The organism is Streptococcus sp. 1621, assembly GCF_013276615.1.
In the GTDB taxonomy this organism is placed as follows: domain Bacteria; phylum Bacillota; class Bacilli; order Lactobacillales; family Streptococcaceae; genus Streptococcus.
Genome location: NZ_VMLJ01000004.1, coordinates 27,159 through 47,085 on the forward strand (window position 1 = coordinate 27,159; position 19,927 = coordinate 47,085).

A 19,927-nucleotide genomic window follows, 5' to 3' on the forward strand; every position below is an offset into this window, starting at 1 on the left:
TGACTCAGGAGGCTTTTTTTGATATAATAAAAAGGACTGTTATCAGTTAGAAAGAGGTTGGTATGAAAGAATTACAAACTGTACTAAAGAACCATTTTGCAATCGAATTTGCAGACAAAAATTTACTGGAGACTGCCTTTACTCATACGAGTTATGCCAATGAGCACCGCCTCTTAAAAATTTCACACAATGAACGCTTGGAATTTTTAGGAGACGCTGTTCTACAGTTATTGATTTCAGAATATTTGTATAAAAAATATCCTAAAAAGCCTGAGGGGGATTTGTCCAAACTTCGTGCTATGATTGTCCGCGAGGAAAGTTTGGCTGGTTTTGCGCGTGATTGCCAGTTTGATCAGTTTATCAAACTTGGTAAAGGGGAAGAAAAGTCTGGTGGACGCAATCGTGACACCATTCTTGGTGATGCCTTCGAAGCCTTTCTTGGTGCTCTCCTTTTGGACAAGGATGTGGCCAAGGTCAAGGAATTTATCTACCAAGTCATGATTCCTAAGGTTGAAGCAGGCGAATTTGAGATGATTACAGATTACAAAACCCATCTCCAAGAGTTACTTCAGGTCAATGGCGATGTGGCTATTCGTTATCAGGTGATTTCTGAAACGGGTCCTGCCCACGATAAGGTCTTTGATGTAGAAGTTCTGGTTGAAGGTAAGAGTATTGGTCAAGGTCAAGGTCGTTCTAAGAAACTAGCAGAGCAGGAAGCTGCCAAAAATGCCGTTGAGAAAGGGCTGGATTCATGTATTTAAAGGAAATTGAAATTCAGGGATTCAAGTCTTTTGCTGACAAGACCAAGGTCGTCTTTGACCAAGGTGTGACGGCAGTCGTTGGACCCAATGGATCTGGAAAGTCCAATATTACAGAAAGTCTGCGTTGGGCCTTGGGGGAGTCTAGTGTCAAGAGTCTCCGTGGTGGCAAGATGCCAGATGTCATCTTTGCTGGTACCGAAAGTCGCAAACCGCTCAATTATGCTTCTGTAGTTGTGACTCTGGATAATCATGACGGATTTATCAAGGACGCAGGTCAAGAAATTAGGGTGGAACGCCATATCTATCGTAGTGGAGATAGCGAATACAAGATTGACGGCAAGAAAGTCCGTCTGCGTGATATTCATGACCTTTTCTTGGATACTGGTTTGGGACGAGATTCCTTCTCTATCATTTCCCAAGGGAAGGTTGAGGAGATTTTTAATTCCAAGCCTGAGGAACGTCGTGCCATTTTCGAAGAAGCTGCTGGAGTTTTGAAATACAAGACTCGCAGAAAAGAAACGGAGAGTAAACTGCAACAAACTCAGGATAATTTAGACCGCTTAGAGGACATTATCTACGAGTTGGATAATCAAATCAAACCTCTTGAGAAGCAAGCTGAAAATGCCCGTAAGTTTTTAAACTTGGAAGGCCAACGCAAGGCTATTTATTTAGACGTGCTGGTTGCTCAAATCAAGGAAAATAAGGCTGAACTAGATTCGACAGAAGAAGAGTTGACTCAGGTTCAGGAACTTTTGACAAGCTACTACCAAAAGCGTGAAAAATTAGAAGAAGAAAATCAGAATCTCAAGAAGCAACGCCAAGATTTACAGGCTGAAATGGCTAAAGACCAAGGCAGTTTGATGGATTTGACCAGTCTGATTAGTGATTTAGAGAGAAAATTAGCCCTATCGAAATTAGAATCTGAGCAAGTAGCCCTGAATCAACAGGAGGCACAAGCCCGTTTGGCTACTTTGGAGGAGAAGAAAAGTTCACTCAGCCAAGAAAAATCTGATAAAGAAAGCTCTTTAACTCTGTTAGAGGAAAATCTAGTCCAAAATAATCAAAAACTCAATCGTTTAGAAGCTGAATTGCTAGCTTTTTCAGATGATCCTGATCAAATGATTGAGCTCTTACGCGAACGCTTTGTAGCTCTTTTACAAGAAGAAGCAGATGTCTCAAACCAGCTGACCCGTATCGAAAACGAGTTGGAAAATAGTCGTCAGCTTTCTCAAAAACAAGCAGATCAACTACAAAAGCTGAAAGAACAACTGGCTACAGCTAAAGAGAAGGCTAGTCAGCAAAAGGCTGAGCTTGAAACTGCCAAGGAGCAGGTTCAAAAATTATTGGCCGACTACCAAGCTATTGCCAAGGAGCAAGAGGAGCAGAAAACTTCCTATCAAGCTCAACAAAGTCAACTCTTTGACCGTCTGGACAGTCTTAAAAACAAGCAGGCTAGAGCTCAAAGTTTGGAAAACATCCTGAGAAATCATAGTAACTTTTATGCAGGTGTCAAGAGTGTTCTCCAAGAAAAAGCTCGCCTTGGTGGAATTATTGGTGCTGTTAGTGAGCATCTGACCTTTGATGTGCATTATCAAACTGCCCTGGAGATTGCGCTTGGAGCCAGCAGTCAGCATATCATCGTAGAAGATGAGAACGCAGCTACTAAGGCTATTGATTTCCTCAAACGGAACAGAGCCGGCCGTGCAACCTTCCTTCCTTTGACAACGATCAAGGCGCGTACGATTTCTAGTCAGAACCAAGATACTATCGCATCAAGTTCAGGCTTCCTTGGTATGGCTGATGAGTTAGTTACTTTCGATACTAGACTGGAAGCTATTTTCAAGAACTTGCTAGCTACGACAGCCATCTTTGATACCGTAGAACATGCGCGTGCAGCAGCTCGCCAAGTTCGTTACCAGGTTCGTATGGTGACACTGGACGGGACAGAGTTGCGCACAGGTGGTTCCTATGCAGGTGGAGCTAATCGCCAGAATAACAGCATTTTCATCAAGCCAGAACTGGAGCAATTACAAAAAGAAATTGCTGAAGAAGAAGCAAGTCTTCGTTCAGAAGAGGCGACTTTGAAGACCTTGCAAGACAAGATGGCTAGATTGACCGAATCATTAGAAGCCATCAAATCTCAAGGAGAACAGGCACGTATTCAGGAGCAGGGCTTGTCCCTTGCTTATCAGCAAACTAGTCAGCAAGTTGAAGAACTGGAAACTCTTTGGAAACTCCAAGAAGAGGAATTAAATCGTCTTTCTGAGGGAGATTGGAAAGCGGATAAGGAAAAATGCCAAGCACGCCTTGCTACTATCGCCAGTGATAAGCAAAATCTGGAAGCTGAGATTGAAGAAATTAAGTCTAACAAAAACGCCATTCAAGAACGTTATCAAAACTTGCAGGAAGAGGTAGCGCAAGCACGCTTGCTTAAGACAGAACTGCAAGGACAAAAACGTTATGAAGTAGCTGATATTGAGCGTTTAGGCAAGGAATTGGACAATCTGAATATCGAACAAGAGGAAATTCAGCGCCTTCTACAAGAAAAAGTTGACAATCTTGAGAAAGTTGATACAGAGCTTCTAGCTCAGCAGGCTGAAGAAGCCAAAACTCAGAAAACAAATCTCCAACAAGGTTTGATTCGCAAGCAGTTTGAGTTGGATGATATAGAAGGTCAACTGGATGATATTGCCAGTCATTTGGATCAGGCTCGCCAGCAGAATGAGGAGTGGATTCGCAAGCAAACACGTGCTGAAGCCAAGAAAGAAAAGGTCAGCGAGCGCTTACGCCATTTACAAAGCCAATTAACAGACCAGTATCAGATTAGCTATACTGAAGCACTAGAAAAGGCACATGAATTGGAAAACCTCAATATGGCAGAGCAAGAGGTGCAGGATTTAGAGAAGGCTATTCGCTCACTGGGTCCTGTCAATTTGGAAGCTATTGACCAGTACGAAGAAGTTCACAGCCGTCTGGATTTCCTCAATAGCCAGCGAGATGACATTTTGTCAGCGAAAAATCTGCTCCTTGAGACAATTACAGAGATGAATGATGAGGTCAAAGACCGCTTTAAATCAACCTTTGAGGCTATTCGTGAGTCCTTTAAAGTGACCTTCAAGCAGATGTTTGGTGGAGGTCAGGCAGACTTAATCTTGACTGAAGGAGATCTGCTGACAGCTGGGGTTGAGATTTCTGTTCAACCTCCAGGTAAGAAAATCCAGTCGCTTAATCTGATGAGTGGTGGTGAAAAAGCATTATCAGCTCTTGCTTTGCTTTTTTCTATCATTCGAGTTAAGACTATCCCATTTGTCATCTTGGATGAGGTGGAAGCTGCGCTGGATGAAGCTAATGTAAAACGTTTTGGGGATTACCTCAATCGATTTGACAAGGATAGCCAGTTTATCGTCGTAACCCACCGTAAGGGAACTATGGCAGCGGCTGATTCCATCTATGGAGTGACCATGCAAGAATCAGGTGTTTCAAAAATTGTTTCGGTGAAGTTAAAAGATTTAGAAAGTATTGAAGGATGACAATTAAACTAGTAGCAACAGATATGGATGGAACCTTCCTAGATGGGAATGGGCGCTTTGATATGGATCGCCTCAAGTCTCTCTTGGTTTCCTACAAGGAAAAAGGGATTTACTTTGCAGTAGCTTCAGGGCGCGGATTTCTGTCTCTAGAAAAATTATTTGCTGATGTTCGCGATGACATTATTTTCATCGCGGAAAATGGCAGTTTAGTAGAGTATCAAGGTCAGGACTTGTATGAAGCGACTATGTCTCGTGACTTTTATCTATCAACTTTTGAAAGGCTGAAAACGTCACCTTATGTAGATATCAATAAACTGCTCTTGACGGGAAAAAAGGGAGCTTATGTTCTAGATACGGTTGATGAGACCTATTTAAAAGTGAGTCAGCACTATAATGAAAATATTCAAAAAGTAGCGAATTTGGAAGCTATCACAGATGACATTTTCAAATTTACAACCAACTTCACAGAAGAAACGCTAGAAGCTGGGGAAGCTTGGGTCAATGAACATGTCCCTGGTGTCAAGGCTATGACAACTGGCTTTGAATCCATTGATATTGTTCTGGACTATGTCGATAAGGGAGTGGCTATTGTTGAATTAGCTAAAAAACTTGGTATCACGATGGATCAGGTTATGGCTTTTGGAGACAATCTAAATGATTTGCATATGATGCAGGTTGTGGGACATCCTGTAGCTCCTGAAAATGCACGACCTGAAATTTTAGAATTAGCAAAGACTGTGATTGGTCACCATAAGGACCGGTCGGTTATAGCTTATATGGAGGGCTTATAATGGCAGATATAAAATTGATTGCATTGGATTTGGACGGGACCTTGCTGACTACTGATAAAAGGCTGACGGATCGCACCAAGGCAACCTTGAAAGCTGCGCGTGATCGTGGTATCAAGGTCGTATTGACAACTGGTCGTCCCTTAAAAGCCATGGACTTCTTTCTCCATGAGTTAGGGACTGACGGCCACGAAGATGAATATACGATTACTTTTAATGGTGGATTAGTTCAGAAAAATACAGGTGAAATCCTTGATAAAACAGTCTTTTCATATGATGATGTGGCACGCTTGTATGAGGAAACAGAGAAATTATCACTGCCTCTTGATGCCATCTCAGAAGGAACTGTTTATCAAATCCAATCGGACCAAGAAAGTCTGTATGCCAAATTCAATCCAGCATTGACCTTTGTTCCAGTTGACTTTGAAGATCTGTCTAGTCAAATGACTTACAATAAATGCGTGACTGCCTTTGCTCAAGAACCCTTGGATGCAGCCATTCAGAAGATTTCTCCAGAATTGTTTGACCAATATGAAATCTTTAAATCACGTGAAATGTTGCTAGAGTGGTCACCAAAGAATGTTCATAAAGCAACAGGCTTGGCAAAACTAATCAGCCATCTTGGAATCGACCAAAGCCAAGTGATGGCTTGTGGTGACGAGGCCAATGACCTTTCTATGATTGAATGGGCAGGGCTCGGTGTTGCCATGCAAAACGCTGTTCCTGAAGTAAAGGCAGCCGCAAATGTAGTGACGCCGATGACCAACGATGAGGAAGCTGTCGCCTGGGCTATCGAAGAATATGTGCTAAAGGAGAACTAAGATATGGGATTGTTTGACCGTCTATTCGGAAAAAAAGAAGAACCTAAAATCGAAGAAGTTGTAAAAGAAGCTCTGGAAAATCTTGATTTGTCTGAAGATGTTGAGTCTTCTCTTACAGAAGCTGAGGAACTTCCTCAAGAAGAAGCAGAGGTTGAAAGTTCTGAAGAATCTTTGCTCGAAGAAGAGGATAATCAAGAGACAGTTGAAGAGAGTCAGAATTCAGAGCCAGTTGTAGAAGTTTCTCAAGAAGAAGTCGAAGAATTGCTAAACTCAGAAGAAGTCCCAGAGGAAGAGAATACTGAGCTCCTAGAAACTGTAGAAGAAAATAATTCTGAAATTCTTGAAGCAGAAACGCCTCAAGCAGAAGAAACTGTTCAGGAAAAATATGACCGCAGTCTTAAGAAAACTCGTACAGGCTTCGGAGCTCGCTTGAACGCCTTCTTTGCTAATTTCCGCTCTGTTGACGAAGAATTTTTCGAGGAACTGGAAGAATTACTGATCATGAGTGACGTTGGTGTACAGGTGGCTTCCAACTTAACTGAGGAGCTACGCTACGAAGCCAAGCTTGAAAACGCCAAGAAACCTGATGCACTGCGCCGTGTCATCATTGAGAAATTGGTTGAGCTTTATGAAAAGGATGGCAACTACGATGAAAATATCCACTTCCAAGATGGCTTGACAGTCATGCTCTTTGTTGGTGTTAATGGTGTTGGGAAAACAACCTCTATCGGAAAACTAGCCCACCGCTACAAACAAGCAGGTAAGAAGGTTATGCTAGTTGCGGCAGATACTTTCCGTGCAGGTGCAGTTGCACAGCTAGCTGAATGGGGCCGTCGTGTTGACGTTCCAGTTGTAACTGGACCTGAAAAAGCTGACCCAGCCAGTGTGGTCTTTGATGGCATGGAACGTGCCGTGGCTGAAGGTATCGATATTCTCATGATTGATACAGCAGGTCGTCTGCAAAACAAGGACAACCTCATGGCTGAGTTGGAGAAGATTGGTCGTATCATCAAACGTGTTGTGCCAGAAGCTCCGCATGAAACCTTCTTGGCACTTGATGCATCAACAGGTCAAAACGCTCTTGTACAGGCCAAAGAATTTTCAAAAATCACGCCATTAACTGGAATTGTCTTGACTAAGATTGATGGAACTGCTCGAGGTGGTGTGGTTCTAGCCATCCGTGAAGAACTCAATATTCCTGTAAAATTGATTGGTTTTGGTGAAAAAATCGATGATATTGGAGAGTTTAACTCAGAAAACTTTATGAAGGGTCTCTTGGAAGGCTTAATCTAATCAGAAGCAAAAATCCTGCAAGGTACAAACTTGCAGGATTTTTTTTATTCTAAACGACCATCTTGACGATAAGCGATATCTGGTTGCCAAGTCCATTTGGCACCGAATTTTTCAAGTAGGTCAAAGCTGGCTTGAGGTCCCATGCTTCCAGCTTTATAGTCATGAAGTGGGGCACCATTTTCAGCCCAGAGCTCTTCGATACGGTCAATCAATTTCCATGATGCACCAACCTCATCCCAGTGGCTAAAGTTAGTTGAGTTGTTATTTAGGACATCATAAATCAATTTTTCGTATGGTTCTGGAGAAGCACCAGTTGCGGTCGCATCTGTACGGTAATCCAGTGAGTTAGGAGCCAAGTTAAATTCTTCTCCTACTTGCTTCCCATTTAGACTGAGAGAGAAGCCTTCTGTGGGTTGGATATAGATGGTCAAAATGTTTGGAGCAAGTGGCTCACCAAAGATAGAATCCATTTGTTTAAAGACGATGTTGACATGAGTGCCTTTTTCAGTCAGACGTTTACCAGTACGGAAGAAGAAAGGAACACCACGGAATCGATCGCTGTCTACAAAGAAAGCACCAGATGCAAAGGTTTCAGTTGTTGATTCTGGATTCACATTTGGCTCGCTACGATAAGAGATGTATTTCATGCCATCAATCTTACCAGAACGGTATTGACCACGGATAAAGTGTTCTTTAAGCTCTTCATCCGTTGGATGATAGAGGTTTTTAAAGACCTTAATCTTCTCAGCACGAATCTCGTCTTTTGTGAAGCTGGCTGGTTTGTCCATAGCAAGGAGCGAAAGAAGTTGTAGAGTATGGTTTTGTACCATGTCGCGGAGGGCACCAGATTGGTCATAGTAGCCACCACGTTCTTCTACACCCAAGCGCTCCGCAAAGGTAATTTGAACATTGTCGATAAAGTCCTTGTTCCAAACGTTTTCAAAAATCAAGTTTGCAAAGCGGACTGCAAAGATGCTTTGGATCATTTCCTTACCAAGATAATGGTCAATACGGAAAATTTGTTCTTCGTCAAATGTTGCTAGGAGCTCGTCATTCAACTTGCTTGCAGTTGCGTAATCTGTACCAAATGGTTTTTCAACGATTAAACGTTCAAAACCTTTTCCATCTACGATATTTTCAGACTTGAGGTGCTTAGCAATGGTTCCAAAGAATTGAGGAGCCATAGACAAGAAGAAGAGCTTGTTGTGTTCAGCTTGGTACTTGTCATTTAGTTCAGCCTGCAATTGACGTAGAGCAATATAGTGTTCTGTATCATTGACATCATGGCTTTGATAGTAGAAGTGACTAGCGAACTCCTGAGCTTGTTCGGTACTATCTGCCAAATCAAGGATCGATTCGACTACAACAGATTCAAAATATTCCTTGCTCCAAGGACGACGGGCAGTTCCAATAACGGCAAAATGTTTGGAAAGATTACCGGATTTATATAGTCTAAAAAGGGAAGGGTAGAGCTTGCGTTTAGCCAGGTCTCCACTCGCACCGAAAATTGTAACAATAACCTTAGATGACATCTAGCTACCTAATTTCTATTTTTATTCCTAGTTTTGCTAGGTATGAGGAAACCTCATTTCATAAACTTAATTCTAACATAATTTTCCGAAAAATCAAAAATTCCAATACGAGATAGAAAAAAACTGCAAGGAAATCCTTACAGTTTGCGTTTAGACGTTTAAGACCTTGTCCAAGAAATCTTTCAGACGAGGGTGCTGAGGGTTATCAAAGATTTGGTCAGGTGTCCCATCTTCTAGGAACTCACCATCTGCAGTAAAGATAACACGGTTGGCAACCTGACGGGCAAATCCCATCTCATGGGTTACGATAATCATGGTCATACCTTGTTTAGCCAATTCCTTCATAACGTTTAGTACGTCTCCGACCATCTCAGGGTCAAGGGCAGAAGTTGGTTCATCAAAGAGCATGATGTCTGGATTCATTGCAAGTCCACGAGCGATGGCTACACGTTGTTTTTGACCACCTGACAGGCTATCTGGACAGGCCTTAGCCTTATCTGCTAGTCCAACCTTTTCAAGCAACTCCATTCCCAATTTTTCAGCTTCTTCCTTAGTCATCAACTTGTGCTCAATAGGAGCAAAGGTAATGTTGTCCAATACAGACATATGTGGGAAGAGGTTGAAGTGTTGGAAAACCATTCCGATATTTTCACGGACGTGGTCAACGTTGGTTGTTTTTTCAGTTAAGTCATAACCGTTCACAGTGATGTGACCGCTCGTAACTTCTTCCAAAAGATTTAGGCTACGAAGGAAAGTTGACTTACCAGAACCCGAAGGACCAATGATACAAACAACATCTCCTTCATAGAACTTGGTCGTAATTCCTTTTAAAACTTCATTTTTTCCGTAGCTTTTGTGTAAATCATTTACATCAATTTTTAATTTTGCCATTAACGAATCCTCTTTTCTAAGCGTTTCGCTAGTTTAGTCAAAAGCGTGATAATTACAAGATAGAAGATAGCAAGGATTGCATACATCTTGAAACTTTGGTAGTTACGGGCAATGATAATCTTACCAGTTTGGAAGAGTTCCACCAAACCGATAGCAGATACGATGGTTGTATCTTTAAGTGCGATAACGAATTGGTTAACAAAGTTTGGCAACATCAATTTAGTTGCTTGTGGCAAGATAATCTTACGCATGGTTTTTCCATAAGAGATCCCCAAGCTTCGGCTGGCTTCCATTTGACCAACCGGAACAGCCTGAATACCACCACGAACAATTTCAGCGATATAAGCAGCTGCATTGAGGGATAGGGCAATAGTACCAGCTACGAAATCGTTAATTGGACTTTGTTGACCTGTGATAGACTCGATGAAGTTTGGAATTCCCCAGAAGATGAAGGCTGCAAGAATCATCAATGGAATACCACGGATAACGTCAACGAAAATCTCAGAAATCACACGAAGAGATTTGTATGGGCTGACACTGAACATACCGAAGATAATCCCGATAACAATAGCAATAGCAAATGAGATAAGAGCTAGAGCAAGAGTGATACCAAGACCGCTAAGGAGTTGTTTGTAGTTGTTTTGAAGCAAGCCCCAGATAGTTGTCTCATCAACAGTGCTTGTTGATGTAGTTGATGATTCGCTAGCTAAGTATTTGTCAAGAATCTTTTGGAATTCTCCGTTTGCTTTAAGGTTTGCAAGTCCGTTGTTGAACATTTCAATCAATTCTGGATTTGCTCCTTTTTTAACGGCAAAGGCTGTTTCACCGATTGGAGTTCCAGCGATTGGTGTTTTCAATTTTTGGCCTTGGCTGATAGAATATTTGAGAACAGGCTCATCATCCATAACGGCATCGATGGCACCAGTGTTTAAACTGTCATACATTGACGAACCATCAGCGAAGGTTTTGATTTTGTAGCCGTATTTGCTTTGATTTTCTGTTAGGAAGGTTTGAGAAGCAGTTCCGTTTTTAACACCAACTGTCTTCCCTTTCAAATCTTCATAAGAAGCAATGGTACTTGATTCTTTGACACCAAGGATAGTATTGGCAGTGTAGTATGATTCTGAGAAGTCAAAAGTTGCCTTACGAGCATCAGTGACAGACATACCAGCAATGATACCATCTGCTTGTCCAGCTTGAACAGCGCTGATAGCAGCATCGAAACCAGGGTTGGTGATTTCAATTTCAAAACCTTGGTCTTTAGCGATTGCCTTAATCAATTCCATATCAATACCAGTGTATTGGTTGCTTGAATTTTGGAAAACAAAAGGTGCAAAAGAAGAATCGCTGGCAATAATGTATTTAGCTTTAACAGGAATAGCTTTTAAGCCTGCTAGAGTAGTTGTGGTTGGCACTGCTGAAGATGATGAAGCAGTCCATTTCTTGATGATTTTATCAAGACTACCATCTTTTTTCATTTCAGCCAAGGCTTGGTTAAATTCAGTAACCAGATGCTCGTATTTGCTTCCTTTTTTCACACCGAAAGCAAAGCTACCTACAGCTTCACCATCCATTTCAATATGAAGGTCTTGGCCTTGGTTGATGGCATATTCGATAACAGGTTTGTCATCCATCATAGCATCAATTGCACCAGCACTCAAGCTGTTGTTCATCAAATCACTAGTGTCAAATGTTTTAATAGTAAAGCCGTATTTATCTTTGATTGTTTCAAGAAAACGTTGAGCAGCAGTTCCGTTTTTAACACCAACGGTTTTGCCAGTTAATTGGTCGTACTTGCTAATCTTGTGTGCCTTTGTAGTTGCAATGACAACTTTTGTATCATAGTAGGTATCAGACATGGTGAAAACTTTTTCACGTTCTTTAGTCTTTGTCATCCCTGCCATGATAGCGTCAGCTTGACCAGCTTGAACCGCATTGACCGCTGCGTCAAATCCAGGATAGGACATCTGAATGTTCCATCCTTTAATCTCAGCGACTTTGTTAATAATGTCAACATCAATTCCTTTATAAGTTTGATCTGAATCTTTAAACTCAAAAGGTGCATAGGCGGTATCAGAAACAATCTTAATCGTTTCAGCTTTGGCAATACCTAATGAGAAAATTGGGAATAAAATTAGCAAAAATGCTAGAAATTTTTTCTTCATTTTTAGTCTCCTTTTCCGAATATTCTCTCATTATATCAGAAAAAGTAAAAAAAGGCAAATTTTTATATTTTTTGTGTCAGAAAATATAACATTGATTTTTTCTTTTCTTTCTTGAATTGTTATCACAAAGTGCTATAATAATAGTATATAATAGAAGAAAAGAGGACGAGGATATGAAGAACAAAAGAATATTTAAAGACTTCCAAACTTCAAAAATGAGTTTAAACATTTACACAAGCCCCTTGTTAGCTCTATTTTTCGTCTATATATCTGAGTTCATATCCTCTCTATTTTTTGGCCTTAGTTTTTTAGCATTGATCGGGCTATTTAGCAATCTTGGTATGGGTGGTCAAAGAATTGCAGATTTCCTTCAAATGTTATTTCAGAATTTATCTGATAAAACAAGTGACATCCATTTAATATTTGAATTATTGTCCTTTGGTTTTATCATCTTAACTGTGTTTAGATGGACTAGAAAAGTAGAGAAAAGACCGATTCGAACCTTGGGATTCTATAAAGAAAATTTTTTAAGTGCCTTATTTAAAGGATACGGTCTTGGTCTATCCCTCTTTATACTTGCTTTGGCTGGACTAGTAGTGTTGGGGCAGTATCAATTTGACTCCATTCACTTGGATACTTATTCGCTAGCTTTTACTTTATTTACAATACCTTTTTGGATTTTACAAGGAACGGCAGAAGAATTGGTTACTCGTGCTTGGTTGATTCCACAATTGGCTAAGAGAACCAATCTTAAAGTCGCTATTATCATATCTAGTAGTCTCTTTACCTTACTTCATTTAGGAAATCCAGGCATAACTTTCTTATCTGCAATTGATCTCTTTTTATTTGGGGTTGCCATGTCCCTATATCTTCTTAAAACAGATACTATATGGGGTATAGGTGGTATTCATGGAGCTTGGAATTTCGCACAGGGAAACCTCTTTGGAGTATTAGTTAGTGGTCAGTCTTCAGGAACATCAATCATGAAATTTACTCCACAAGGCAATCAAGACTGGCTATCTGGTGGGTCTTTTGGTATTGAGGGTTCCATCGTGTCCAGTATTATTTTGTTTCTGCTGATTCTTTATCTCGCTTACCAATTAAAGAAAGAAAATGAAAGGATGTGACTTCGGTCTGTCCTTTTCTTCGTGAAAATGCTATAAGTATGCTAAAATAGGAATAGCACATCGAGAGAGGATTCTTATGATTAACCGCATTACAGATAATCAATTTAAACTAGTATCAAAATATCAACCTTCAGGAGACCAACCTCAGGCTATTGAGCAGTTGGTTGATAATATCGAGGGGGGAGAAAAAGCTCAGATTCTGATGGGGGCGACTGGTACAGGGAAGACCTATACCATGAGTCAGGTCATTTCCAAAGTCAATAAACCCACTCTGGTCATCGCCCACAATAAAACTCTGGCTGGTCAGCTCTATGGGGAGTTCAAGGAATTTTTCCCTGAAAATGCAGTTGAGTACTTTGTGTCTTACTATGATTATTACCAACCTGAGGCCTATGTCCCTTCTAGCGATACATATATTGAGAAGGATAGTTCTGTCAATGACGAGATTGACAAGCTTCGCCACTCAGCTACCTCAGCCCTTTTGGAGCGTAATGATGTTATTGTCGTGGCCTCAGTCTCTTGTATCTATGGTCTGGGTTCGCCCAAGGAATACGCTGATAGTGTCGTTAGTCTCCGTCCAGGTCTTGAAATTTCCCGTGATAAACTCTTGAATGACTTGGTGGATATCCAATTTGAGCGAAATGATATTGATTTCCAACGGGGAAGATTTCGCGTTCGTGGGGATGTGGTGGAGATTTTCCCAGCTTCCCGTGATGAACACGCCTTTCGAGTAGAATTTTTTGGAGACGAAATTGACCGTATCCGTGAGGTTGAGGCTCTGACAGGTCAGGTGTTGGGAGAAGTGGATCATTTGGCGATTTTCCCAGCTACTCACTTTGTGACCAATGACGACCATATGGAAGTTGCCATTGCCAAGATTCAGGCCGAGTTGGAAGAACAATTAGCTGTCTTTGAAAAGGAAGGTAAACTGCTTGAAGCCCAGCGTTTGAAACAGCGGACAGAGTATGATATCGAAATGTTGCGTGAGATGGGCTATACCAATGGGGTTGAAAATTATTCTCGCCACATGGATGGACGGAGCGAAGGAGAGCCTCCTTATACGCTTCTCGACTTCTTCCCAGATGATTTCTTAATCATGATTGACGAGAGCCATATGACTATGGGACAAATCAAAGGCATGTACAATGGAGACCGTTCGCGTAAGGAAATGCTGGTTAATTATGGTTTCCGTTTGCCGTCTGCTCTGGACAATCGTCCTCTCCGTCGTGAAGAGTTTGAAAGTCATGTGCATCAGATTGTTTACGTTTCAGCGACACCTGGTGACTATGAAAATGAACAAACCGAGACAGTGATTGAGCAAATCATTCGTCCGACAGGGCTATTGGATCCTGAGGTGGAAGTACGTCCGACAATGGGACAGATTGATGACCTCTTAGGTGAAATCAATGCCCGTGTTGAAAAGAATGAACGAACATTTATAACCACTTTGACCAAGAAAATGGCAGAGGACTTGACCGACTACTTTAAGGAAATGGGCATCAAGGTCAAGTACATGCACTCGGATATTAAGACCTTGGAACGGACGGAGATTATCCGTGATCTGCGCTTGGGTGTCTTTGATGTCTTGGTCGGAATCAACCTCCTTCGTGAAGGAATTGACGTTCCTGAAGTGAGCCTCGTAGCCATTCTCGATGCTGACAAGGAAGGTTTCCTTCGTAACGAACGTGGGCTCATCCAGACCATTGGCCGTGCTGCTCGTAACAGCGAAGGGCATGTCATCATGTATGCGGACACGATGACTCAGTCTATGCAACGTGCCATCGATGAAACGGCCCGCCGTCGCAAAATCCAGATGGCCTATAATGAAGAACATGGTATCGTGCCACAAACCATTAAGAAAGAAATTCGTGACTTGATTGCCGTGACTAAGGCAGTTGCCAAGGAAGAGGACAAGGAAGTCGACATCAACAGCCTCAACAAACAAGAGCGCAAAGAACTAGTCAAGAAACTAGAAAAACAAATGCAAGAAGCCGTCGAAGTGCTTGACTTTGAACTAGCAGCACAGATTCGTGATATGATGCTAGAAGTCAAGGCGTTGGGGTAGGAGAAGAAAATAAATGACGGTTATTATCAAATCAATGGAAACTCCTGAAGAAATAGAAGGTAAATCCTTCGTTCACTGGCAAACGTGGAGAGAGGCTTATGATGACCTTTTACCTGCAGAATTTCAGGAGACGATGACATTAGAAAGATGTCGATTCTTTAGTCAAAAATATCCAGAAAATACATTGATTGCGATGGATGGTATGAAGGTAGTTGGCTTTATAAGTTATGGCAACTTTCGTGATGAGACTATTCAAGCTGGTGAAATTATTGCTTTATATGTTTTAAAAGACTATTATGGAAAAGGAATCGCACAAAAGTTAGTGAAAGCAGCTTTGACTGCTCTGGATCATTTTTCTGAAATTTTCTTATGGGTATTGAAAGATAATAAGCGAGCCATTGCTTTCTATCAAAAAATGGGTTTTACTTTTGATGGTCAAGAAAAAATACTTGAACTTGGAAAGCCTATAAAGGAAAAACGAATGGTATTTCAATACTAAACAATTTTAAAAAGTAAAAGCTAATGTCTCTGGTAGTAAGTCTGAAAATTTAATAAATTAGAAAGCGAGTAAATTTATGTCCCGTTCCCAATTAACGATTTTAACAAATATTTGTCTGATTGAAGATCTAGAAACCCAGCGCGTGGTGATGCAGTATCGCTCTCCTGAAACCAATCGCTGGTCTGGTTATGCATTTCCTGGAGGTCATATTGAAAATGGTGAGGCTTTTGCGGAGTCTGTCATTCGTGAAATATATGAAGAAACAGGGTTGACTATCCAAAATCCTCAACTTGTCGGCATTAAAAATTGGCCACTGGATACAGGTGGGCGCTACATTGTCATTTGTTATAAGGCGACTGAGTTCTCTGGTACCCTTCAATCCTCAGAAGAGGGAGAAGTTTCTTGGGTGCAAAAAGACCAGATTACAAACTTGGATCTGGCCTATGATATGTTACCCTTGATGGAGATGATGGAAGCTCCGAACAAGTCAGAGTTTTTCTACCGTCATCGTACAGAAGATGGCTGGGAGAAAGAAACTTTTTAGTTCTATGATTAGTCTATAGGTGTTATCTTTTAAAGTAAGGTACTGAAATATAGGCTAAGTATGGTGGTGTAAGTCAACTGAATATCTCTAAATTTCTTATTATTCTTTTCGACCTATATTTTGAACAATCTCCACCTTCAATTTTGAAATCGGAGATTGTTTTATTTTATGGTATAATAAGCATTGTATTTATTGTATATGAATCTGGAGAAAAAATCAAAGATATTTTTGAAGGATAATATGAGAACAAGGGAGAATATATGACCTTAGAATGGGAAGAATTTCTAGATCCTTACATTCAAGCTGTTGGTGAGTTAAAGATTAAACTTCGTGGTATTCGTAAGCAATATCGTAAGCAAAATAAGCATTCTCCGATTGAGTTTGTGACTGGTCGAGTTAAGCCAATTGAGAGTATCAAAGAAAAAATGGCTCGTCGTGGCATTACTTATGCGACCTTGGAACACGATTTGCAGGATATTGCTGGTTTGCGTGTGATGGTTCAGTTTGTAGATGACGTTAAGGAAGTAGTGGAGATTTTGCGCAAACGTCAGGATATGCAGATCATACAGGAGCGAGATTACATTACTCATCGAAAAGCATCAGGCTACCGTTCCTATCACGTGGTAGTAGAATATACGGTTGATACCATCAATGGAGCCAAGACCATTTTGGCGGAAATTCAAATTCGTACCTTGGCCATGAATTTTTGGGCAACGATAGAACATTCTCTCAACTACAAGTACCAAGGGGATTTCCCAGATGAGATTAAGAAGCGACTGGAAATTACAGCTAGAATCGCCCATCAGTTGGATGAAGAAATGGGTGAAATTCGTGATGACATCCAGGAAGCCCAGGCTCTTTTTGATCCCTTGAGTAGAAAATTAAATGACGGTGTAGGAAATAGTGACGATACAGATGAAGAATACAGGTAAACGAATTGACTTGATAGCCAATAGAAAACCGCAGAGTCAAAGGGTTTTGTATGAATTGCGAGATCGTTTGAAGAGAAATCAGTTTATACTCAATGATAGCAGTCCGGACATTGTCATTTCCATTGGTGGAGATGGCATGCTCTTGTCGGCCTTTCATAAGTATGAAGACCAACTTGATAAGGTACGCTTCATCGGTCTTCATACAGGACATCTGGGCTTTTATACCGATTATCGTGATTTTGAGTTGGATAAGTTAATGACCAATTTGCAGCTAGATACCGGAGCAAGGGTTTCTTACCCTGTTCTAAATGTGAAGGTTTTTCTTGGAAATGGAGAGGTCAAGATTTTTCGTGCCCTCAACGAAGCCAGCATCCGCAGGTCTGATCGAACCATGGTGGCAGATATTGTCATCAATGGTGTTCCCTTTGAACGTTTTCGCGGAGATGGCTTAACAGTTTCGACACCGACTGGTAGCACTGCCTATAACAAGTCTCTTGGTGGTGCTGTTTTACACCCTACCATTGAAGCTTTGCAATTAACGGAAATTGCCAGCCTTAATAATCGTGTCTATCGAACTCTGGGCTCTTCCATTATTGTGCCTAAGAAGGATAAGATTGAACTCATTCCAACAAGAAATGATTACCACACCATTTCGGTTGACAATAGTGTCTATTCTTTTCGTAGTATCGAGCGAATCGAGTATCAAATTGATCATCATAAGATTCACTTTGTCGCGACTCCTAGCCATACCAGCTTCTGGAACCGCGTTAAAGATGCCTTTATCGGCGAGGTGGACGAATGAGGTTTGAATTTATCGCAGATGAGCATGTCAAGGTTAAGACCTTCTTAAAAAAGCACGAGGTTTCTAAGGGACTTTTGGCCAAGATTAAGTTTCGAGGTGGAGCTATTCTAGTCAATGACCAACCGCAAAATGCAACTTATCTATTGGACATTGGAGACCGCGTTACCATTGATATTCCTGCTGAGGAAGGTTTTGAAACTCTAGAAGCTATCGAGCGCCCACTGGATATTCTCTATGAGGATGACCATTTTCTAGTCTTGAATAAATCCTATGGAGTTGCTTCTATTCCTAGTGTTAACCACTCCAATACCATTGCCAATTTTATCAAGGGTTACTACGTCAAGCAAAATTATGAAAATCAGCAGGTTCACATTGTAACCAGGCTTGATAGAGATACTTCTGGCTTGATGCTCTTTGCCAAGCACGGCTATGCCCATGCACGATTAGACAAGCAGTTGCAGAAGAAGTCCATTGAAAAACGCTACTTTGCTCTGGTTAAAGGAGATGGATATTTAGAGCCTGAAGGAGAAATTATTGCTCCGATTGCGCGTGATGAAGACTCTATTATCACTAGAAGAGTAGCTAAAGGTGGGAAGTACGCCCATACTTCCTACAAGATTGTCGCTTCTTATGGAAATATCCACTTGGTCGACATTCGCCTGCATACTGGACGTACCCACCAAATCCGAGTCCATTTTTCTCATATTGGTTTCCCTTTGTTGGGCGATGATTTGTACGGAGGTAGTCTGGACGACGGCATTCAACGTCAGGCCCTGCATTGCCATTACCTATCCTTTTATCATCCATTTTTAGAGCAAGACTTGCAGGTATCAAGTCTCTTGCCGGATGATTTCAGTAACCTTATTAAACAGTTATCAACTAATACTCAATAAAATATATTAGAGTATAATTTATTATTTTAAAGGAGAAAACTCATGGAAGTTTTTGAAAGTCTAAGAGCCAACCTAGTTGGTAAAAATGTCCGCATCGTTCTACCTGAAGGAAAAGAACCTCGTATTCTTCAAGCTACGAAACGCTTGGTAAAAGAAACAGATGTTATTCCAGTCTTGCTTGGTAAACCAGAAAAAATTAAAATTTACCTTGAAATTGAAGGGATTCACGAGGGTTATGAAGTCATCGATCCTGACCACTACGCTAAGTTTGACGAAATGGTTGCTGCGCTCGTTGAACGTCGAAACGGTAAGATATCAGAAGAAGAAGCTACTAGACTCTTACGTGAAGACGTTAACTACTTTGGTGTAATGCTAGTATATATGGGCTTGGTTGACGGTATGGTTTCAGGTGCACTTCACTCAACTGCTGCAACAGTTCGTCCAGCCCTTCAAATCATTAAAACTCGTCCTAATGTTACTCGTACTTCAGGTGCCTTCCTAATGACTCGTGGTTCAGAACGTTACCTATTTGGTGACTGTGCTATCAATATCAATCCTGATGCAGATGCCTTGGCTGAAATTGCAATTAACTCAGCAATCACTGCGAAAATGTTTGGTATAGAACCAAAAATTGCTATGTTGAGCTATTCAAGTAAAGGTTCTGGTTTTGGTGAGAACGTTGATAAGGTAGTAGCAGCTACACAACGTGCGCACGAACTACGCCCAGACCTTGAAATAGATGGGGAATTGCAATTTGACGCTGCCTTCCACCCTGAAACAGCAGCTTTAAAAGCTCCAGGAAGTAAAGTTGCTGGACAAGCAACTGTATTTATTTTCCCAAGTATCGAAGCTGGAAATATCGGTTACAAGATTGCAGAACGTCTCGGTGGTTTCTCAGCTGTGGGACCTGTTTTACAAGGTTTGAATAAGCCAGTTAATGACCTTTCACGTGGATGTAGTGCAGAAGATGTTTACAATTTGACTCTCATCACAGCAGCTCAAGCTGTTCATCAATAAGATTTAGTCCTCTTTCCCTTGGGAAGAGGCTTTTTATACTCAATGAAAATCAAAGAGCAAACTAGGAAACTAGCCGCAGGTTGCTCAAAGCACTGCTTTGAGGTTGCAGATAAGACTGACGAAGTCAGGAACCATACCTACGACAAGCCGACGCTGATATGGTTTGAATTTGATTTTTGAAGAGTATTAAATGAGTATGAAAAGAGAATTTTTTCATTAGAAAACGCATAATATTGAGTGTTTTGACACCTGCTATTATGCGTTTTT

Annotated in this window: 16 protein-coding genes; 13 read left to right on the top strand and 3 right to left on the bottom strand. The window is 41.1% G+C overall.

The features are described from left to right. Nucleotides 1-62 precede the first annotated feature (62 nt). The 5 genes from rnc to ftsY are packed head-to-tail and all read left to right on the top strand — an operon-like array spanning nucleotide 63 to nucleotide 7,193. A complete protein-coding gene (rnc, locus tag HT697_RS00745; RefSeq protein WP_000661487.1) occupies nucleotides 63-761 on the top strand; it encodes a ribonuclease III in 699 nt (232 codons plus the stop codon). Beyond that, the gene (gene smc, locus HT697_RS00750; RefSeq protein WP_173217820.1) at nucleotides 752-4,291 is read left to right on the top strand and encodes a chromosome segregation protein SMC; all 3,540 of its coding nucleotides are present in this window, start codon (nucleotides 752-754) and stop codon (nucleotides 4,289-4,291) included. The genes rnc and smc overlap by 10 nt, the downstream gene beginning before the upstream one ends. Then, the gene (locus HT697_RS00755; RefSeq protein WP_173217822.1) at nucleotides 4,288-5,082 is read left to right on the top strand and encodes an HAD family hydrolase; all 795 of its coding nucleotides are present in this window, start codon (nucleotides 4,288-4,290) and stop codon (nucleotides 5,080-5,082) included. The genes smc and HT697_RS00755 overlap by 4 nt, the downstream gene beginning before the upstream one ends. Then, a complete protein-coding gene (locus HT697_RS00760; protein WP_050102488.1) occupies nucleotides 5,082-5,900 on the top strand; it encodes a Cof-type HAD-IIB family hydrolase in 819 nt (272 codons plus the stop codon). Before HT697_RS00755 ends, HT697_RS00760 begins: the two co-directional genes overlap by 1 nt. A 3-nt stretch (nucleotides 5,901-5,903) precedes the next feature. Beyond that, the gene (gene ftsY / locus HT697_RS00765; RefSeq protein ID WP_173217824.1) at nucleotides 5,904-7,193 is read left to right on the top strand and encodes a signal recognition particle-docking protein FtsY; all 1,290 of its coding nucleotides are present in this window, start codon (nucleotides 5,904-5,906) and stop codon (nucleotides 7,191-7,193) included. A gap of 44 nt (nucleotides 7,194-7,237) precedes the next feature. On the opposite strand, the gene zwf is transcribed toward ftsY, so the two are convergent. The 3 genes from zwf to HT697_RS00780 all read right to left on the bottom strand — a co-directional run bounded on the left by zwf (nucleotide 7,238) and on the right by HT697_RS00780 (nucleotide 11,781). After that, complete coding sequence (zwf, locus tag HT697_RS00770; protein ID WP_000096150.1) at nucleotides 7,238-8,725, bottom strand: glucose-6-phosphate dehydrogenase; 1,488 nt, start codon at nucleotides 8,723-8,725, stop codon at nucleotides 7,238-7,240. 150 nt (nucleotides 8,726-8,875) lie between these two features. Next, nucleotides 8,876-9,616 carry an amino acid ABC transporter ATP-binding protein gene (locus HT697_RS00775; protein WP_172923525.1) on the bottom strand — a complete coding sequence of 247 codons (741 nt, stop codon included), beginning with the start codon at nucleotides 9,614-9,616 and terminating at the stop codon, nucleotides 8,876-8,878. Further along, complete coding sequence (locus HT697_RS00780; protein WP_173261740.1) at nucleotides 9,616-11,781, bottom strand: ABC transporter substrate-binding protein/permease; 2,166 nt, start codon at nucleotides 11,779-11,781, stop codon at nucleotides 9,616-9,618. Before HT697_RS00780 ends, HT697_RS00775 begins: the two co-directional genes overlap by 1 nt. Before the next feature lie 173 nt (nucleotides 11,782-11,954). On the opposite strand from HT697_RS00780, the gene HT697_RS00785 reads away from it, so the two are divergent. The 8 genes from HT697_RS00785 (at nucleotide 11,955) to pta (ending at nucleotide 19,660) form a co-directional block, all read left to right on the top strand. After that, nucleotides 11,955-12,908 carry a CPBP family intramembrane glutamic endopeptidase gene (locus HT697_RS00785; protein WP_173261743.1) on the top strand — a complete coding sequence of 318 codons (954 nt, stop codon included), beginning with the start codon at nucleotides 11,955-11,957 and terminating at the stop codon, nucleotides 12,906-12,908. Between the two features lie 76 nt (nucleotides 12,909-12,984). Then, entirely contained in the window at nucleotides 12,985-14,973 is a 1,989-nt protein-coding gene (gene uvrB / locus HT697_RS00790; protein ID WP_050971372.1) for an excinuclease ABC subunit UvrB, read from the top strand. Between the two features lie 13 nt (nucleotides 14,974-14,986). Next, on the top strand, nucleotides 14,987-15,472 hold the full coding sequence (locus HT697_RS00795; protein ID WP_050971371.1) for a GNAT family N-acetyltransferase: 486 nt from the start codon (nucleotides 14,987-14,989) through the stop codon (nucleotides 15,470-15,472). A 76-nt stretch (nucleotides 15,473-15,548) separates the two neighbouring features. Further along, nucleotides 15,549-16,016 carry an 8-oxo-dGTP diphosphatase gene (locus HT697_RS00800; protein ID WP_173217830.1) on the top strand — a complete coding sequence of 156 codons (468 nt, stop codon included), beginning with the start codon at nucleotides 15,549-15,551 and terminating at the stop codon, nucleotides 16,014-16,016. A gap of 260 nt (nucleotides 16,017-16,276) precedes the next feature. Next, the gene (locus HT697_RS00805; RefSeq protein WP_173261746.1) at nucleotides 16,277-16,948 is read left to right on the top strand and encodes a GTP pyrophosphokinase family protein; all 672 of its coding nucleotides are present in this window, start codon (nucleotides 16,277-16,279) and stop codon (nucleotides 16,946-16,948) included. Then, complete coding sequence (locus HT697_RS00810) at nucleotides 16,932-17,750, top strand: NAD kinase (RefSeq protein ID WP_000799049.1); 819 nt, start codon at nucleotides 16,932-16,934, stop codon at nucleotides 17,748-17,750. The genes HT697_RS00805 and HT697_RS00810 overlap by 17 nt, the downstream gene beginning before the upstream one ends. Continuing rightward, a complete protein-coding gene (locus tag HT697_RS00815; RefSeq protein ID WP_173234045.1) occupies nucleotides 17,747-18,643 on the top strand; it encodes an RluA family pseudouridine synthase in 897 nt (298 codons plus the stop codon). Before HT697_RS00810 ends, HT697_RS00815 begins: the two co-directional genes overlap by 4 nt. A 42-nt stretch (nucleotides 18,644-18,685) precedes the next feature. Further along, complete coding sequence (gene pta / locus HT697_RS00820) at nucleotides 18,686-19,660, top strand: phosphate acetyltransferase (RefSeq protein ID WP_173261749.1); 975 nt, start codon at nucleotides 18,686-18,688, stop codon at nucleotides 19,658-19,660. Nucleotides 19,661-19,927: the final 267 nt, after the last annotated feature.

Bases quoted from the DNA above. Each gene is read 5' to 3' on its own strand.
- HT697_RS00775 (WP_172923525.1), bottom strand. From the start codon at position 9,616: ATGGCAAAATTAAAAATTGATGTAAATGATTTACACAAAAGCTACGGA.
- smc (WP_173217820.1), top strand. From the start codon at position 752: ATGTATTTAAAGGAAATTGAAATTCAGGGATTCAAGTCTTTTGCTGAC.
- HT697_RS00755 (WP_173217822.1), top strand. From the start codon at position 4,288: ATGACAATTAAACTAGTAGCAACAGATATGGATGGAACCTTCCTAGAT.
- pta (WP_173261749.1), top strand. From the start codon at position 18,686: ATGGAAGTTTTTGAAAGTCTAAGAGCCAACCTAGTTGGTAAAAATGTC.
- HT697_RS00800 (WP_173217830.1), top strand. From the start codon at position 15,549: ATGTCCCGTTCCCAATTAACGATTTTAACAAATATTTGTCTGATTGAA.
- HT697_RS00810 (WP_000799049.1), top strand. From the start codon at position 16,932: ATGAAGAATACAGGTAAACGAATTGACTTGATAGCCAATAGAAAACCG.
- HT697_RS00785 (WP_173261743.1), top strand. From the start codon at position 11,955: ATGAAGAACAAAAGAATATTTAAAGACTTCCAAACTTCAAAAATGAGT.
- rnc (WP_000661487.1), top strand. From the start codon at position 63: ATGAAAGAATTACAAACTGTACTAAAGAACCATTTTGCAATCGAATTT.
- HT697_RS00760 (WP_050102488.1), top strand. From the start codon at position 5,082: ATGGCAGATATAAAATTGATTGCATTGGATTTGGACGGGACCTTGCTG.
- zwf (WP_000096150.1), bottom strand. From the start codon at position 8,725: ATGTCATCTAAGGTTATTGTTACAATTTTCGGTGCGAGTGGAGACCTG.
- uvrB (WP_050971372.1), top strand. From the start codon at position 12,985: ATGATTAACCGCATTACAGATAATCAATTTAAACTAGTATCAAAATAT.
- HT697_RS00805 (WP_173261746.1), top strand. From the start codon at position 16,277: ATGACCTTAGAATGGGAAGAATTTCTAGATCCTTACATTCAAGCTGTT.
- HT697_RS00780 (WP_173261740.1), bottom strand. From the start codon at position 11,781: ATGAAGAAAAAATTTCTAGCATTTTTGCTAATTTTATTCCCAATTTTC.
- ftsY (WP_173217824.1), top strand. From the start codon at position 5,904: ATGGGATTGTTTGACCGTCTATTCGGAAAAAAAGAAGAACCTAAAATC.
- HT697_RS00795 (WP_050971371.1), top strand. From the start codon at position 14,987: ATGACGGTTATTATCAAATCAATGGAAACTCCTGAAGAAATAGAAGGT.
- HT697_RS00815 (WP_173234045.1), top strand. From the start codon at position 17,747: ATGAGGTTTGAATTTATCGCAGATGAGCATGTCAAGGTTAAGACCTTC.